Genomic DNA, 16328 nt, shown 5'->3' with positions numbered 1-16328 from the left:
ACACGCTGCCGGGTATTAACAGCGCCGATATCAGCAAAATAAAAGAAAAGGCCACCAGCAAATACTGGTGGCCTTTTTGTTTTTGGGCGTTAGCCCGGTTTATTCGGCTTGTGCGGGTGCCTTGCTGCCACCCATACCCATAAGCCTTTTGATCCGGGCTTTGGCACCAGCCGCCATGCTGCCAAAATCATCACCAATGGCATAGAGTGAAGGCACCATCAGCAGTGTCACGAAGAAAGCAATCAGGACACCCGACGCCAGCGCAACCACAATTGGTTGCAGGAACGCCGCCTGAATTGACCGTTCCATCATCATCGGCACGAGGCCGACGAAGGTCGTGACAGACGTCAGCAAGATCGGGCGGAAACGGGCAACGCCTGCTTCCACGATCGCTTCCTTGGGCGTCATGCCGCGTTCGCGCAGTTTGTTGCAGTAATCAACCAACACAAGGTTGTCGTTTACCACCACGCCTGCCGCCGCGGCCACACCGAAGTAGCTGAAGATGGCCATGGTCATGTCGACAGCGAAGTGGCCAAAGATAGCACCCGCAAAGGCATAAGGCATGGCAATCATGATCGCGAGAGGTTGCCAGTAGCTGCGGAAGGCGATGGCCAGCATCATATACATGACAAACAGGGCCATACCATAGAGCTTCAGAACATCTGCGAGGAAACGTGCTTCGCCTTCAGCCTGACCGATGGCCCCACGGATGATGCCCGGATACTTTTTCTCCCACACGGGGAAGAAATTGGCGTTCAGGTCTTCCATCACATCATTGCGGATGTTTTCCTTCATGTCCGCGCTCACCCGGGCAGCACGGTTGCCGTTCCAGCGCTGGATGCGCTTGATGCCTGGGGCATATTCAAGCTCGGCCACTGCCATCAGCGGTACTTCACGACCGTCCGCCGTCCGTACGCGGAAATCCTTCAGGCTTTCGATCGACCGGCGGCTTTCGCGCGGGTAACGCACCATAACCTTGACGTCCTGGCCTTCGCGCGGGATACGCTGCACTTCTTCGCCGTAATAGGCCTGACGAACCTGCTGGGAAACGTCAGCCAGCGTCAGGCCCAGTTTCTCTGTGCCCGGCTTCAGTGTGATGCGGATCTCTTCCGACGCACCTTCGAGGTTGTTGCGAACGTCATAGAGCGCTTCATAGGTGCGTAGTTGGTCCTCAAGTTCGCCCACGGCTTCACGCAGCAGCGTGAGGTCAGGGTGGCGAACTGAGAGTTCAAAGCCCGCATCATTGTCGCTTGTGGTGTAGCGAACGGAGACTTCCTTGGCGTCAGGGATATCGCCGATCAATTCGCGCAGGCGGATCGAGGCGTCTTTAGCAGACATATCGCGCACTTCAGGTGGGGACAGTTTTACGATCGCCAGTACGCTGTCCCGACGGGAACGGGTGTACCAGTTCTCAATCAACTGGCCTTCACCACCCGTACGTTCATTCACTTCTTCCACCAGTGCACGCTCGCCTTCCTGCAACTGGGCAAGAATATCAAGGGCACGGTTATAGGACGCCCCTTCCGGCAAGGTCACATTGACGGTGATCTCGTCGGACTCGATCTCGGGCATGAAACTCTTTTTCACATACCCGGTATTAAACAGACCAAAAGCAAAGATCAGGACCGCGATGAAAGCGCTGAATGTGATGTAGCGATATTCGACGGCCTTTTGTGCGATGCCGCGATAGCGGCGATGCGCAAAGTTGGTAATGCCATTGGCAATTTTTTTCTGAAAGCGACCAAAACGTCCGAGCTTTTCACGGGGTTTCAGTTTGGCAAGGTGCGCTGGCAAAATCATCAGCGATTCCACCAGCGAGAAGATCAGCGCCATGATCACCACCCAGGTGATGTGCCGTGTGAACTCGGACGTGGAGCCGTCAATGAATATCCAGGGGAGGAAGGCGATGATCGTCGTCAAAACGGCGAAAATCACCGGCTTGGCAACCAGTTGTGCACCGAACACCGCGGCTGTGATGCCGCCGCCCGTGCGTTGGCTTTCGGTGTGGATACTCTCGCCCACCACAATGGCGTCATCGACCACAATGCCGAGCACCAGAAGAAAAGCGAAGGTTGACAGCATGTTGATGGAAATGCCCAGCGCAGGCAGGAATATAAAGGCACCTGCATAAGCCGTCGCGATACCCATGGCTACCCAGAAGGCAACTTTCGGGCGAAGCGTCAGCATCAGTACAATAATCACCAGGATAAGGCCCTGAAACGCGGAGCCGCCGATGGTATTCATCCGGCTTTGGAAGGCTTCGTTATTGTCAGTCCACAGTGTCAGCTTTGCACCCGCTGGCAGGCTTTCCTGGCGGTCGGCAACCCATTTGTTGATAGACTCCGATGCCTTGACGATATCCATACGTTCTGTGGTCATAACCTGCAACAGAACGGCCGGCTCACCGTTCAGCGTCGCGAGGATTTCGTTATCCTCGAAACCGTCAACGACATTGGCGACATCACCAACGCGGATTGTCGCCCCGCCATCAGTTTGGCGCACGATGATGTCGTTGAAATCATGTGCTGTATCAGCCATGTTACGTGCCGTGATCTGGTATTCACCAGCCTCGGTACGCACAGAACCGCCTGAGGTATTGATAGAGTTGTTGCGAATAGCAATGGCAACATCGGCAAAACTCAGGTTGTAGCGACGCAGCGACTCTTCCGATACTTCGATCGATACTTCCTCGCGGCGTACGCCAAAAAGCTCAACGATTGAGACCGATGGCAGTTGAGCGGCCTCACGGCGCAGCTTCTCTGCCAGTCGCTTCAGTTCACGTTCCCCCAGGTCACCATGAACAGCAACCCGGATGAATTCGTCCCGGTTTACCCACTGGGAAACGCGAGGCGGTTCAATATCGCGGGGCAGGCTGGAGATGGAGTCGACGCGAATTTTAACGTCGTTCATGAACTGCGTGAAGTCGACGCTTTGCTCGGCAAGGATATAGACTTCGCCGTACCCTTCGCCCGAGGAAGACCGCACCCATTCGATATTATCAAGGTCCCGCACAGATTCTTCAATCCGGGCGACAACCTGTTCTTCCACTTCCTGGGGGCCAGCACCAGGCCAGCTTACGGAAATCTCAAGGCCGGGGAAACGTACCTGTGGGTCCATTTCCCGTTCCATTGAAGAGAAGCCTGCGACACCGGCCAAAAAGATACCGATCATCAGCAGGTTGGCAGCAACCCCGTTGCGTGCCCACCATTCAATGAGTTTATTCATGGTTGCCTCCCCTAGCGCGAAGCGCTGTCAAGATCGTTTTTGGCGCTGCGGGTAATAGGCACTGCGGCCATCCCGTCGTGTGCGCCGCGCACCGGTGATGTTACGACTTTTTCACCGGCAACAACACCTGCAGTCACAATGACCTGGTCAGCAGAGGTGGAAAGAACATCGACCGTCCTGATTTCCAGCTTGTCATCTTTGATGACATAGACCTTGTCTTCGCTCCGCAGGGCGTCCCGTGGCATCACAAGAGCACTTTGGGGTTGCACACCTTGAATATCCGCGGCCACAAAAAGGCCAACCGCGAGCGGCATGCCATACTCTGATGTCTTGCCGTAAGGATCTTGAACTTCAGCAACGGCGTACATCAGGCGGGTCTGTTGGTCCACAGAGGCATGGGTGCGCACGATGCGGCCTTGCCATACGTGTTCATTACCGCCAAGGCTGGCGTGCAGGCGCACTTTAGGGGCATTCTCGCCGGAGGCGACAAATCCGATCGGCAGGGTAAGTTCACTCAATTGACGGTCGGTCAGCGGCAGGCGCACTTCGACTTTATCGGTCGCAAAAACGCGGCCCAGCTTGGCCCCGACCGTAACATATTGGCCGATACCTGCCGTGCGTTCCAGCACCCGCCCCTTGAAGGGAACCTTGATCTGGGTACGCGACAGATTGAGTTTGGCATTGTCCAGGTCGGCTTCAGCGGCGCGAAGCTTGGCTTGTGCCTCAGCCACTTGTGGTTGGTTCAGCGCAAGCGGCGTGGGCTCGCCGTCTTTCACCCAGTCCTGCCACTGTTTGCGTTTGATGCGGGCATCAGCCATTTCTTGCTCAAGCTTCACTTTGGCTTCTGCAAGGCGGGCTTCTGCGCTTGTCACCGTCAACTGGTAATCGAAGTCCTCGATCTGGATCAGGGCTTCACCGGGCTCAAAGCCAGCGCCTTCGGCAAACGAATCGGAAATGGAGATGATGCGGCCTGCTACCTGTGGTACCAGGTCAATCTCGGTTTTGGGGCGAACTTCGCCTTGTGTCCTGACAGAAAGCACGACGTTTTCGGCTCGTACCTCATCCACATAAAGGGAGATAGGGCGCGCCACTTCTTCTGTTTTTTCAGGGGCTTCTTTTGCTGCAGCCAGTACCATAACGGAACCAACCCCAGCCGCCAGCACCAGAACAGGTGCGACAAACTTAAGTATTTTCCTCACTGTCATCCTCGCGTTTTGCTGTGTGGCTTTGCCACTTTATTTTTTGTGGCTTATGCCACTATTTGGTTATCGTTACACATATATATCAATCCTATATAGTTGTCACGGGCTTAATTTTAAAGAGCCCATGCAACCATATGTGACCATTCGCCGTCTAACATCTTATATGATAAAGCCGTATATATATTGCTAACGCTGTTGGAATTTTATTCCATGGCATGGGGACGCAATTGTGAAAGACACATTATGCTTTGAAGTGGAAGGCCTGACCAAGGAGTACGGGGAAGGCCATTCCAAGGTGCGCGCCCTGAGGGGTGTCAACCTCACCATACGGGATGGTGAAATCATTGTGTTGTTGGGGCCTTCGGGCAGCGGCAAATCAACCTTGCTCAACATTCTTGGCGGGCTGGATAGCCCGACCGACGGGCATGTGCGCTTTCACGGTATAGACCTTGGCACCATGAGCGAACGCGCTCTGACGAATTATCGTCGCAACAATATCGGCTTTATATTCCAGAACTATAACCTCATGCCGGGGCTGACAGCCGAAGAAAATGTCGAACTCGTTACCGAGATTGCGGTAAACCCACTGCCAGCGGCGGAGGCGCTCGACCTTGTCGGGCTCAAGGAACGCACACATCATTTTCCGTCGCAATTATCGGGCGGTGAACAACAGCGTGTTGCCATCGCGCGCGCAATTGCCAAACGTCCCAGCGTGCTGTTCTGTGACGAACCCACCGGCGCGCTTGACAGTACCACAAGCCTTAAGGTGCTGAACGCGCTCGATACCGCCGCGGCAGAGATGGATACAACCATGCTGATGGTGACACACCACCAGGGTATCGCCCCGCTTGCAGACCGAGTACTGCATTTCCGCGACGGTAACATCGAAAAGGAAATACGCAACGAGAGCCGCGCGAAACCGGAGGAAATAGAGCTTTGAACCTTGCCGGGATCATACGCTTTGTCAGCCCGCTTGACCGTAAGCTTATCCGTGACCTGTGGGGTATGCGGGGGCAGGTACTGGCGGTCAGCCTTGTGGTGGGATGTGGCGTGGCGTTGTATGTAATGATGAACGGCACACTTGTGTCGCTTCAGGACACACTGGACGCTTATTACAGCCGTTACCGCATGGCGGATGTGTGGGCCCCTGCACGGCGGGCCCCGCTGACCGTGATGGACAAGTTGCGCGCCGTGCCGGGTGTTCGGGTCGCTGAAGGCAGAATAACCGCAGCGGCACTTCTGGATATGGCGGGCGAGCGAGAACCAGTGAAAGCACGCATTGTTTCTCTGCCTGAGGGGCGACAGCCAAGGGCCAATGCTGTTTATCTCAAGAGGGGCAGGTTGCCGGAGCGCGGCAGCGAGCAGGTTCTGGTTGCTGATGATTTTGTTGAAGCCTATGGCCTTGACGTCGGAGACCGGATTGAGGTCACCTTATACGGTATCCGGCGCGAACTTGTTATCTCGGGTGTGGCGCTGGCACCGGAGTTTATCTATTCAATTGCCCCCGGTGAGATGATCCCCAACCCTAAGCGCTTCGCTGTTATGTGGATGGGGTATGAAGCACTTGGTCACGCCTATGATATGAATGGCGCGTTCAATGAGGCGATTTTCCTTCTGGAGCGGCAGGCGAGTGTGTCGGAGGTTTTGCGCCGGGTGGACATCATTCTGGAACCTTATGGCGGCGCAGGCGCGTATCACCGCAGCGACCAGCTATCGGATGAGTTTTTGCAAAGCGAGTTTGACCAACTCAAAACTCTCGGCGGGCTGTTGCCGCCGATCTTTCTTGGTGTTGCGGCCTTCTTGCTCAATATGGTTATCAGCCGTGTCGTCGATCAGGAGCGCGAGCAGATTGGCCTTCTGAAGGCTTTTGGCTACCGTTCACGTGATGTGGTTTTTCATTATCTGCGTTTTGCAACCGCCATTGTGGCCATTGGCGTGCTGGCAGGCTGGTATGCCGGTAACAGCATGGGGCAGGGCATGGCCAGCCTGTACCGTGATTTTTATAAATTCCCGATTTTGTTGTTTGACCCCGGTGTCGGGCTGTATGCCCGTGCGGCGCTTTACGGGGTCGTGGCAGGTGTGCTGGGCGTGCTGTTTGCTGTGCGCAAGACCGTCCGGCTCAGGCCCGCTGTCGCTATGGCGCCTCCAGCCCCCACGGACTACAGTGTGATCGGGGGCATCGGTGCATATATTCACTGGATGGATCAGGGCCTTCGCCTGATTGTGCGGCATATATTGCGCTGGCCGATCCGATCGCTGCTCACATGTCTTGGTGTGTCGATGGGGATGGCAATCATGATCGCGGCACAGGGCAGTAAAGACGCGATCGACCGGATGATATCTATGCAGTTCGAACTGGTCAGCCGGCAGGATATCACGGTGGCCTTTACCGAGAAGAGGTCACCCGAAGTGCTGAACGAACTGCGTGCAGAGCCGGGCGTGATAAAGGTGGAGCCGTTTCTCGCGGTGCCCGCCACCATTACCCATGAGCACCGCAGCAGGCATCAGGGAATAAGTGGTGTGATGCCGGGGGCAGACCTTAACATCATGCTTGACCGCAGTGATAAGCCGATTGAACCCGCGCCGAAAGGGGTGACCTTGTCAGAAAGTCTGGCGGAGGTCCTTGATGCCAAGCCGGGTGACATGCTGCAGATTGAGTTTCGCGATGGCCTCCGGCGTCATGTTAGCCTGCCGGTGGCACGGACTGTATCCACCTATCTCGGCACCCCAGCCTACATGAATATGGGCGAACTGGGCGCCAAGACAGGCGAGGGCGACCGTATATCCGGCGCTTATATCATGGCGGACGCAGCCAAGCTGGATCTGCTCTATGCCCGTCTCAAGGATATGCCCGGGGTGGCTGCTGTTTCGACCAATGTGTCGTCCTACCGGGCGATGAAAGACACAATGGACCAGACCATGGGCACGATGACTTTTTTCAATTCGCTTTTTGCCAGTCTGATTGCCATTGGGGTAGTGTTTTCCAGTGCCCGCATCTCGTTCTACGAGCGGCAGCGGGAGATTGCCAGCTTGCGCGTGCTGGGCTTTACCATCACAGAAGTGAATTTCGTGTTGCTGGGGGAACTCGCGATATTGACTTTTCTGGCGCTGCCGCTTGGGGCGTTCCTTGGTTATCAGTTGTCGCTTTATATGGCTGTTAACCTGAGTTCCGAACTGTTCCGGGTGCCGACGATTGTCTCCAATGGCACGTTTGCATACGCGGCAATGGTTATTATTGTTGCTTCTCTTTTGTCGGCAGCGGCTATTGCGCGGCAGGTGGCAAAACTTGATCTGGTGATCGCGCTCAAAACGCGGGAATAGGGAGACTTTCATGGGGGCACCGCGCGCAAAAAATATCGTCTTTGGGGGCATGGTAGTTCTTGTTGCGGTTTTTCTGGTTTATGCCTTTTTGCCCGAACCGATCGCCGTTGACAGCGCAGCGGTTGAGCGCGGCGATATGCGCATCACCATTTCCGATGACGGCAAAACCCGCGTGCATGAATTATATGTTGTGTCTGCGCCGGTGGCTGGACGGCTGCTGCGACTGGACCCGGAGGTGGGCGACCGGGTTGAAGCGAAAAAAAGCCTGCTTGCTGTCATGCTGCCGACCGACCCCGGTTTTCTGGATGAACGCCGGGCGCAGGAAGCCGTAGCCGCTGTCAGAGCGGCGGAGGCGGCGCTGGGGCATGCCAACTCCGAAGTGGTGCGCGCCGAGGCTGAAGTTGAATACGCTCAGGCTGAAATCGATCGCACCAGAAGCCTGGTGAAAACCAATACCGCGAGCCCGGCTGCACTGGACCGCGCGAAACTGGCGTTTAAAACGGCGACAGCGCAACTGGAGACCGCGCGGTCAAGTGTGCGCATGCGTGCCGCCGACGTGGAGGTCGCGCGGGCGGCCCTTATCAAGCCAGACGCGGAAAGTGGCGCCGCAGGAGGTGTTATTCGCATCATGGCGCCCATCGACGGCGTGGTGCTGACACTTAATCACGAGAGTGAAGGGGTAGTGGCTGCTGGCGCCCCGCTGCTTGAGCTGGGCGACCCGGCAGATATTGAAATAGTCGCTGATTTTCTGTCCCATCAGGCCGTCAAGGTTGAAGCTGGCGCGCGGGTCTATATCGAAGGATGGGGCGGTGAAACACTGCCGGGCACCGTGCGCCGGGTGGAACCCAAGGGCTTTACCAAGGTGTCCGCGCTTGGTGTTGAAGAACAACGGGTCAATATCATCATCGATTTTGACGGCGTGGACGCTGAGACGCTCGCGCGTATCGGGCATGGTTTCAGGGTGGAGCCGCGTATTGTGCTTTGGCAACAAAGTGGTGTGCTCAAAGTGCCGACAAGCGCGCTTTTCAGGCACGGGCCCGATTGGGCAGTGTTCCAGATTGTCGACGCCAAGGCATTGCACACAACTGTGCAGTTGGGCCGCATGAATGACGAAAGCGCCGAAGTGCTTTCCGGGCTCTCGGAAGGTGATCAGGTGGTGCTGCATCCGGCGGAATCCTTGCGGGAAGGCGTCAGGGTTAAAAAACGCCAGAACTAAGCCCGGACTGCCGCCGCTGCGGGGGGCTTGGATTTCAGGCATCTTCCGCACGCGTACTGATGTGAAATCTTTGTGCATTGCAATTTTGCGCGTTGAACCTATGCTTCATGCTGCATTGGCGGGAGGCTGCTTGGGGGATATTGTTTTGAGCAGGAAAAGCCCTTCTTTACGGGGAGAATGCAACGACATGGACGGTACCGAAGTACTTCTGGACGCTTTGGCGGAAGGTGTCATGGTGCGCGACGGTGACCGGTTTGTCTTCGCCAATCAGACGCTACTCAAAATTCTCGGTTATACCGGTACTATGTCGTCTTTTCTGGAAGGCGGTGTGGAGCGCTGGGTACACCCCGATGATCGGCCTGTCGTGCGCGATTATCATGAAAGACGTTTCAATAATGGGGACGCCCCCGAAAGTTATGAGATGCGGCTGGTTCGCGAGGACGGAGAAACCCGTTGGGTGACTTGCCGCGCCAGCCTTATTGACTGGAACGGCAAGAGGTGTGTGGCTGGGTGCTTTTATGATATCACCGAACAAAAAGCCAAACACAGGGAATTGGAGCGCGCCGACAGTATTTTTCGAAATATCTTTCGCCTGACACCAGAGGTCATGCTGATCTCCCGTCTCTCCGATGGTGAGATTATCGACGTGAATCCGGCGTTTCTCAATATGTTCGGCCGTCGCCGAGATGAGGTGATTGGTTTGGCGACGCCAGACCTTGATATATGGGCTGACCCGACATTTTTGGGACGGTTCGTTGAAGAACTTAAAATGACGGCTTCAATGACTGACGTGCCTACAACTGTCAGGACGCGCGGCAACCTCATTCGTCATTTTAGGATATTTGCCCAGAAAGTAGATGTCGAGGGCGAACCAATGCTGTTGCTGATCGGCCGGGATGTAACCGAAGACCTTGTGCAGGCGCAGGAGCTTCAGCGTTCCAAGGATACGGCCGAACTCGCGAACCGCGCCAAGTCGGAGTTTCTTGCAAATATGAGCCATGAACTGAGAACGCCGCTGAATGCCATTCTCGGTTTTGCAGAAATCCTGCGCGACGAGATGGTCGGACCGCTTGGCAGTCCCCGTTATAAGGAATATGCACAGGATATTCACGAAAGTGGTACACACCTCCTATCCATTATTAACGATATTCTGGACCTGTCGAAGGTGGAAGCTGGGCGGCTTGAAGCTTACCTCACATGGATCAACCCGCTCGAGAGTCTTGAGATGTGCATGACATTGGTGCAGCAGCGTGCCTTTGAGGCCAGCCTCTCGCTTGAACACCATTTTGACCAGACGGTGCTGATTGAAGCCGATGAACGGCTCATCAAGCAGATCGCCCTCAACCTGCTGTCCAATGCCATCAAGTTCACTGAACCGGGTGGCAGTGTGTCCATGAAGCTTGAGAAAACTGGTAACGGCGGTTTGTGTCTCAGTGTTTCTGATACGGGCATCGGCATGACGGCAGGAGAAATTAAAATCGCCAAGCGCCCGTTTGGGCAGGTGGACAGTAGCCTCAGCCGCCGTCATGAGGGCTCCGGGCTTGGTTTGCCGCTTGTGTCGGCCTTTTCCGAAAAGCTGAATGCCACCATGACGATAGACAGTCGTCCGGGCTATGGTACACGGGTGAATGTTGTCTTCCCGCCCTTCAAGGTGAAAGTGCGCACAGGGGCAAACTGACCCGTGAAACAAGGCTGTTTTAATAGCCCGCCCGACAATAAAATGTGGAATTATCCCTCTTCCGTCCTATCGTCAAACCTCATACGAGGAGGGTTTTTCAATGACGCAGACAGAACAGGTTATCCGGCTTTTCACTGATAAATCAGCGATAGGCACCACACACATTGATAGCCAGGACGAGAACTTGTCACTGGAGGACGGGCAGATACTGGTCGCGCTCGACAGTTTTGGACTGTCCAGTAATAATATTACCTATGCTGCCCTCGGTGATTGGCTGAACTATTGGAAGTTTTTCCCCACGGGCAATGATGCCTACGGGCACATGCCGGTCTGGGGGTTTGCAAATGTGGTCGCATCGGCCAATCCGGATATCGCTGTCGGCGAACGGTTTTACGGATATTTCCCCATCTCCAGCCATCTTCGCATGCAGCCGTCGCGGGTGACCGCCCGGGGCTTTCATGATGATATGCCACACCGGCGAGAGTTGGTGTCTGCCTATAATTTTTATACCCGCTGCAGCACTGACGCTGGTTATTCCCCGGATATGGAGGACTATCAGATGCTGTTTCGGCCCCTGTTCATCACTTCTTATATGCTGGCGGATTTCCTGGCAGATAATGATTATTTCGGCGCCAAGCGTCTGGTGGTTTCAAGTGCATCGAGTAAAACGGCCTACGGCACGGCATATTGCCTTGCCGGTCAGGACGATGTTGAAGTGGTGGCCCTGACATCGGCGCGGAACGCGGAATTCGTGCAAAGCCTTGACTGCTACGACAAGGTTGTCTCTTACGAAGAGTTGAATACGTTGGGGCAGGAGGTGCCGACCGCCTATATAGATTTCTCCGGCGCGACCGACTTGCGTATGCGGATACACAAGTGTTTTGGCGACAGCCTTGTCTATGACTGTTTTGTGGGCACGGCAGCGAACACCGGTGAACGCGTCAAGGTTGACGTGCCGGGACCGAAACCTGTCTTCTTTTTTGCGCCTGATCAAATCAAGAAGCGTAACAAGGACTGGGGTCCGGAAGGGGTAACAGAACGGTTCAGCGCGCAGGAGAAAGTTTTTTACCTGAAGCTGGGGGAAGGTGCCACGCCTTGGATGGAGGTTGTATCCCGTCGCGGTATGGAAGGCGCGCAGGAATTTATCGCTACTCTTTTTAATACAGGGGGCGATCCTCGTCAGGGTATGGTGGTCAAGCTCTAGGACGTTTCGCGCGCGACAGCCCGCCAGCCGATGTCGCGACGGCAGAAACCCTCAGGCCACGTAATAGTGTCCACGGCAGCATAGGCGCGGGCCTGCGCTTCTGTGACGTTCTTGCCGGTGGCGGTTACGTTCAGGACACGACCACCGGTCGCCAAGAGTTTCTCTTCCTTACGCTTGGTGCCCGCGTGGAAGATATGCGCGCCGGTTTCAGCTTCAGCAGCCGCGAGGTCGCTGATCTCTGAGCCTTTGTCATATTTGCCAGGGTAGCCCTTGGCAGCCATCACTACAGTCAATGCGGCATCGTCTGACCACTCGGGACTATGCCCGGCAAGTTCACCTTTTGCAGCCGCTATCAAAAGCGGCACAATGTCGGAGGTTAGCCGGGTCATCAACACCTGACACTCAGGGTCACCGAAGCGGCAATTATATTCAATCAGCTTTGGCCCCTCATTGGTGATCATCAGCCCGGCAAAGAAGACACCCTTATACGGATGCCCCATGTCCGCCATGGCTTTCACGGTGGGTTCGATAATCTCGGCGGTTACGCGCGCGCACACGGCATCGGTCATCACGGGCGCGGGGGAATAGGCACCCATGCCGCCGGTGTTGGGGCCGGTGTCGCCTTCGCCCACAGCTTTGTGGTCCTGTGCAGTCGCAAGGGCGAGGGTGTTTTCACCGTCGGACAGCGCGAAAAAGCTGGCCTCCTCGCCTGTCATGAATTCCTCCACAACGACCTCTGCTCCCGCAGTGCCAAAACTGCCGGCAAACATGTCGTCGATGGCGGCGTTTGCCTCTTCAACGCTTTGAGCGATAATTACGCCCTTGCCTGCGGCGAGGCCATCTGCCTTGACCACAATGGGGGCGCCCTGTTGGCTGACGTAGGCTTTGGCGGCGTCGGCACTATCGAACCGGCCATAGGCTGCCGTCGGGATATTATATTTGGCGCAAATATCTTTGGTGAATCCTTTGGAACCTTCAAGCTGAGCGCCACCTTTAGTAGGCCCAAAGGCAAGGATGCCTTCGCGGTCAAGATCATCCACAAGGCCAGCCACCAGGGGCGCCTCAGGGCCGACAACAACAAAGTCGATTTCCATCTCGCGGCAGAAGTTGATCACCGCATTATGGTCGCCCATGTCGAGCTCCACACAGGATGCAACGTCCCCGATACCGCCATTGCCAGGCGCGCAATAGAGCATTTCCACCATCGGGCTGCGCGCAATTTTCCAACAAAGGGCGTGTTCGCGGCCACCGGAGCCGAGGACGAGAATATTCATATTTTTTCACCTGTTATATGGTGGGTTGCTTGAAGGCTGCCCCCTTGTATCATAGGTTCCCTGTCACTCAAGCCTGAAGTGCCGGGTGCGACAATCGGAATAGGGATAACGCATGTCAGATAATTTGCCGGAAATGCCGGGAAGTGAAACCTCCTCAGCCAGCAATGCCTATGAGTTCACGGTGTCGGAGCTTTCTGGTGCGCTCAAACGCTCGGTCGAGGACCGCTTCGGTCATGTGCGGGTGCGGGCTGAACTGTCGGGGGTTAAGCGTGCGGCATCGGGCCATGTGTATTTCTCCCTCAAGGATGACAGCGCAGTGCTGGACGGTGTGTGTTGGCGCGGCAGCGCGCAGCGGCTCGCTTTTGTGCCTGAAGACGGCCTCGAGGTGATCTGCACCGGCAAGCTGACTACATATCCCGCGCGGTCCAAATACCAGATGGTGGTTGAGAATATGGAACCGGCGGGTGCCGGTGCGCTGATGGCGCTTCTGGAGGAGCGTAAGAAAAAACTGGCGGCTGAAGGCCTGTTTGACCCGGCGCGCAAGCGGCCCATTCCTTTCCTGCCCAAAGTGATCGGCGTGGTGACCTCACCCACAGGGGCGGTGATTCGCGACATTCTGCACCGCTTGAATGACCGTTTCCCGCGCCACGTGCTGGTATGGCCGGTGCTGGTGCAGGGGGAGGGGGCGGCGGCACAAGTCGCAGCAGCCATCAAAGGCTTTAACACGATGGACGGCGGCGGCGCCATGCCAAGGCCGGATGTGTTGATTGTTGCGCGTGGCGGCGGCTCGATTGAAGACCTGTGGGCTTTTAACGAGGAAATTGTGGTGCGTGCTGCAGCGGAAAGCGACATTCCGCTGATCTCCGCCGTGGGGCACGAAACCGATACTACCTTGATTGACTATGCCTCTGACCTGCGGGCACCAACCCCTACGGGCGCGGCGGAAAAAGCTGTGCCGGTGCGCGAGGACTTGCGGGTCTATATCGCTGACCTCGGGCGGCGGCTCTCGGGCCTCAAGGGCGCGATGATCCGCGACCGTGAAGAGCGCTTGCGGGGGCTTGCCCGCGGCCTGCCTAGCCCGAAGGATATTCTTGGGCTTGCGCAGCAGCGCTGGGATGACCTGTCGGAGCGCCTGCCGCGCGGCCTTATGGCCGTCGCGCAGATCAAGTCAGCGCAGCTTAACCGCCTTGTGGGTGGCCTGAGCCTCGGGCGCCTCAGGCAACTTGCAAGCTATCGTGGTGAGCAGTTGAACGCCAGTGTCAGGCGGCTTGAGCCAGCCTATGCCCGCCGACTTGAGGATCTCGGCCGCAGGCTTGAAGCGTCGGGGCGTATGCTGGACAGCCTTTCGTATGAGCGCGTGCTGGACCGCGGTTATGCGCTTGTTGAAGACGCTGGCGGCACGCCGGTGACAAAAGCGGGCAGTTTGAATGCGGGTGATCAGGTCAAGGTACGTTTCTCAGACGGCGTAAGCGACATGCAGGTAACCGGTGCAGATGCCGCGCCGCCAGTGCCGCCCATGGCCAAAACCAAGGCCAAAGCAAAACTATCCACCAAGCCGAAGACGTCACCCAAGGACGATGGGCGACAGGGCAGTTTGCTCTAGCCAGCCCGGATATGCGTGGCGGCGGGTGCCGTAATTTTGCCGCCATTATCAGCCAGATGGAATGTCATGACCGATACATTTACCCATACACTTAGACGTTTTGCTATCCTTGTTTGTGTCACCGTCTTTGGCGCATTTTCGCCCGTGCTCGCGGTTGAGCTATCAGGTACCCCTGCGCAAGGGGGCATGATGTGGGGGAAGGTCAAAGCCGGGGCAAAGGTCAGCCTGAACGGCAAGGCAGTGAATGTAGGACCTGATGGCCATTTTGTCATCGGGTTTGGCCGTGACGCCCCAGCAAATGCCAAGCTTGCGATCCTGCACCCCGACGGCACGGGGGAAGAACAGGTCATTGAAATTAAAGCCCGGCATTTCGAGATCGAACGTGTGGATGGCCTGCCGCCCAAAACCGTGACACCGCCGCCGGAATGGCGGAAACGCCGCGCCAGAGAAACCGGCATGGTGCGGGATGCGCGCGGTCATCTGACGAATGAGCTGGCCTGGACAGGAGGCTTTGTGCGTCCGGCCGAGGGCCGTTTCTCGGGCTTCTATGGCAGTCAGCGCATCTTGAACGGCAAACCGAGAAGCCCGCACTATGGCCTTGATATAGCGGCCCCTGTGGGCACGCCGATTGTGGCACCTGCAAGTGGCATCGTGCGCCTCGCGGTGCCGGATTTCCTGCTGGAAGGCGGGATCATTATTATCGATCACGGCTTTGGCGTGTCATCGACGCTCTTCCACATGAACAGTGTGGACGTGGAGGTGGGTGTTACGGTAGAGCAGGGCGAGCAGATCGGTACCATCGGCCAGACGGGGCGTGCAAGCGGGCCCCATGTCGACTGGCGCGTGAACTGGCGGGACGTTCGGCTTGATCCGATGTTGCTGATTGAACCAGAGCCCATGAACGGGCCGTTTTAGGATGGGACTATGAAAAACATTCTTTTCAGTGCACTTGCGGCTATCTGTCTCAGCCATGCCTCGTTTGGTCAGGAAGACAAACCATACAGCATTGATGGTTATGTCGGTATTGCCAGCGACTACCGGGACCGTGCACTCAGTCTTTCGGAGAAAGACCCCAGCATTATGGCGTCTGTTGGTCTTTACCACGATAACGGCTTTTATCTGGGTGGCGGTATTGCTGCGATCAGCGCAAGTGCCGGCGGCGATGCCAAGGCCAATATCTATGCGGGTTATAACTTTGATGCTGGCAGCTTTACATATGATCTTTCCGTGGAGCTGGATAGCATTCACGGCGATGGCAGCAGCTATTATCCTGAACTGACCGGCACGGTCTCGCGTGACTTTGGGCTCGTGTTTATTCGCACAGGCGCCACCTACGCACCGGACGGTCGCTGGAGCGCACCAGACAGTGACAGCTTTTATCTGTTTACTGATCTCGAGGTGCCGGTGCCGACCTTGCCGGAACTGACAATTATCTCCAGACTTGGGTATGACATGCGGCAGGACCGCGCCAACCTGTGGGATTGGGGTGTCGGTCTGTCAGCCTTCATCAATACCTTTGAACTGACACTTATGTATGAGGACAGCTCGCTAAACGGCGAAAGGGGTAATGGCGCCCTTATTGGCGGCGTCAAGTTCTACTTCTAG

11 protein-coding genes are annotated in these 16328 nt (G+C 56.3%); 8 read left to right on the top strand and 3 right to left on the bottom strand.

The window, feature by feature from the left end:
- Positions 1-99: 99 nt before the first annotated feature.
- Positions 100-3225, bottom strand: coding sequence for an efflux RND transporter permease subunit (locus ACN0VM_RS06305; protein ID WP_417450010.1), 3126 nt, complete (start codon positions 3223-3225; stop codon positions 100-102).
- Between the two features lie 11 nt (positions 3226-3236).
- The gene (locus tag ACN0VM_RS06300) at positions 3237-4424 is read right to left on the bottom strand and encodes an efflux RND transporter periplasmic adaptor subunit (RefSeq protein WP_417450009.1); all 1188 of its coding nucleotides are present in this window, start codon (positions 4422-4424) and stop codon (positions 3237-3239) included.
- Between the two features lie 232 nt (positions 4425-4656).
- Between ACN0VM_RS06300 and ACN0VM_RS06295 the strand changes: the two genes are divergently transcribed.
- The 5 genes from ACN0VM_RS06295 to ACN0VM_RS06275 all read left to right on the top strand — a co-directional run bounded on the left by ACN0VM_RS06295 (position 4657) and on the right by ACN0VM_RS06275 (position 11846).
- A complete protein-coding gene (locus tag ACN0VM_RS06295; RefSeq protein WP_417450008.1) occupies positions 4657-5367 on the top strand; it encodes an ABC transporter ATP-binding protein in 711 nt (236 codons plus the stop codon).
- The gene (locus ACN0VM_RS06290; protein WP_417450007.1) at positions 5364-7748 is read left to right on the top strand and encodes an ABC transporter permease; all 2385 of its coding nucleotides are present in this window, start codon (positions 5364-5366) and stop codon (positions 7746-7748) included. The genes ACN0VM_RS06295 and ACN0VM_RS06290 overlap by 4 nt, the downstream gene beginning before the upstream one ends.
- Positions 7749-7758: 10 nt before the next feature.
- On the top strand, positions 7759-8964 hold the full coding sequence (locus ACN0VM_RS06285; RefSeq protein ID WP_417450006.1) for an efflux RND transporter periplasmic adaptor subunit: 1206 nt from the start codon (positions 7759-7761) through the stop codon (positions 8962-8964).
- Positions 8965-9151: 187 nt separating this feature from the next.
- A complete protein-coding gene (locus ACN0VM_RS06280; protein ID WP_417450005.1) occupies positions 9152-10642 on the top strand; it encodes a PAS domain-containing sensor histidine kinase in 1491 nt (496 codons plus the stop codon).
- 100 nt (positions 10643-10742) lie between these two features.
- Positions 10743-11846, top strand: coding sequence for a DUF2855 family protein (locus tag ACN0VM_RS06275; RefSeq protein WP_417450004.1), 1104 nt, complete (start codon positions 10743-10745; stop codon positions 11844-11846).
- Here the strand turns inward: ACN0VM_RS06275 and purD are convergent.
- The gene (gene purD / locus ACN0VM_RS06270) at positions 11843-13120 is read right to left on the bottom strand and encodes a phosphoribosylamine--glycine ligase (RefSeq protein ID WP_417450003.1); all 1278 of its coding nucleotides are present in this window, start codon (positions 13118-13120) and stop codon (positions 11843-11845) included. The two genes, ACN0VM_RS06275 and purD, sit on opposite strands and share 4 nt — an antisense overlap.
- A gap of 112 nt (positions 13121-13232) precedes the next feature.
- Between purD and xseA the strand changes: the two genes are divergently transcribed.
- The 3 genes from xseA (at position 13233) to ACN0VM_RS06255 (ending at position 16328) form a co-directional block, all read left to right on the top strand.
- Complete coding sequence (gene xseA / locus ACN0VM_RS06265; RefSeq protein ID WP_417450002.1) at positions 13233-14723, top strand: exodeoxyribonuclease VII large subunit; 1491 nt, start codon at positions 13233-13235, stop codon at positions 14721-14723.
- A 66-nt stretch (positions 14724-14789) separates the two neighbouring features.
- Positions 14790-15638: a M23 family metallopeptidase gene (locus ACN0VM_RS06260; protein ID WP_417450001.1), complete on the top strand. Its 849-nt coding sequence runs from the start codon at positions 14790-14792 to the stop codon at positions 15636-15638.
- 9 nt (positions 15639-15647) lie between these two features.
- Positions 15648-16328, top strand: a complete 681-nt coding sequence (locus tag ACN0VM_RS06255; RefSeq protein WP_417450000.1) for a TorF family putative porin — start codon at positions 15648-15650, stop codon at positions 16326-16328.

It is taken from the genome of Kordiimonas sp. (genome assembly GCF_048260245.1).
GTDB lineage: Bacteria > Pseudomonadota > Alphaproteobacteria > Sphingomonadales > Kordiimonadaceae > Kordiimonas.
Note: the sequence above shows the minus strand (reverse complement) of the source record. Positions and strands in the feature narration are given on the sequence as shown.

Coding starts and splice junctions, on each gene's coding strand:
- purD (WP_417450003.1), bottom strand. CDS start 13,120: ATGAATATTCTCGTCCTCGGCTCCGGTGGCCGCGAACACGCCCTTTGT.
- ACN0VM_RS06280 (WP_417450005.1), top strand. CDS start 9,152: ATGGACGGTACCGAAGTACTTCTGGACGCTTTGGCGGAAGGTGTCATG.
- ACN0VM_RS06285 (WP_417450006.1), top strand. CDS start 7,759: ATGGGGGCACCGCGCGCAAAAAATATCGTCTTTGGGGGCATGGTAGTT.
- ACN0VM_RS06255 (WP_417450000.1), top strand. CDS start 15,648: ATGAAAAACATTCTTTTCAGTGCACTTGCGGCTATCTGTCTCAGCCAT.
- ACN0VM_RS06275 (WP_417450004.1), top strand. CDS start 10,743: ATGACGCAGACAGAACAGGTTATCCGGCTTTTCACTGATAAATCAGCG.
- xseA (WP_417450002.1), top strand. CDS start 13,233: ATGTCAGATAATTTGCCGGAAATGCCGGGAAGTGAAACCTCCTCAGCC.
- ACN0VM_RS06305 (WP_417450010.1), bottom strand. CDS start 3,225: ATGAATAAACTCATTGAATGGTGGGCACGCAACGGGGTTGCTGCCAAC.
- ACN0VM_RS06260 (WP_417450001.1), top strand. CDS start 14,790: ATGACCGATACATTTACCCATACACTTAGACGTTTTGCTATCCTTGTT.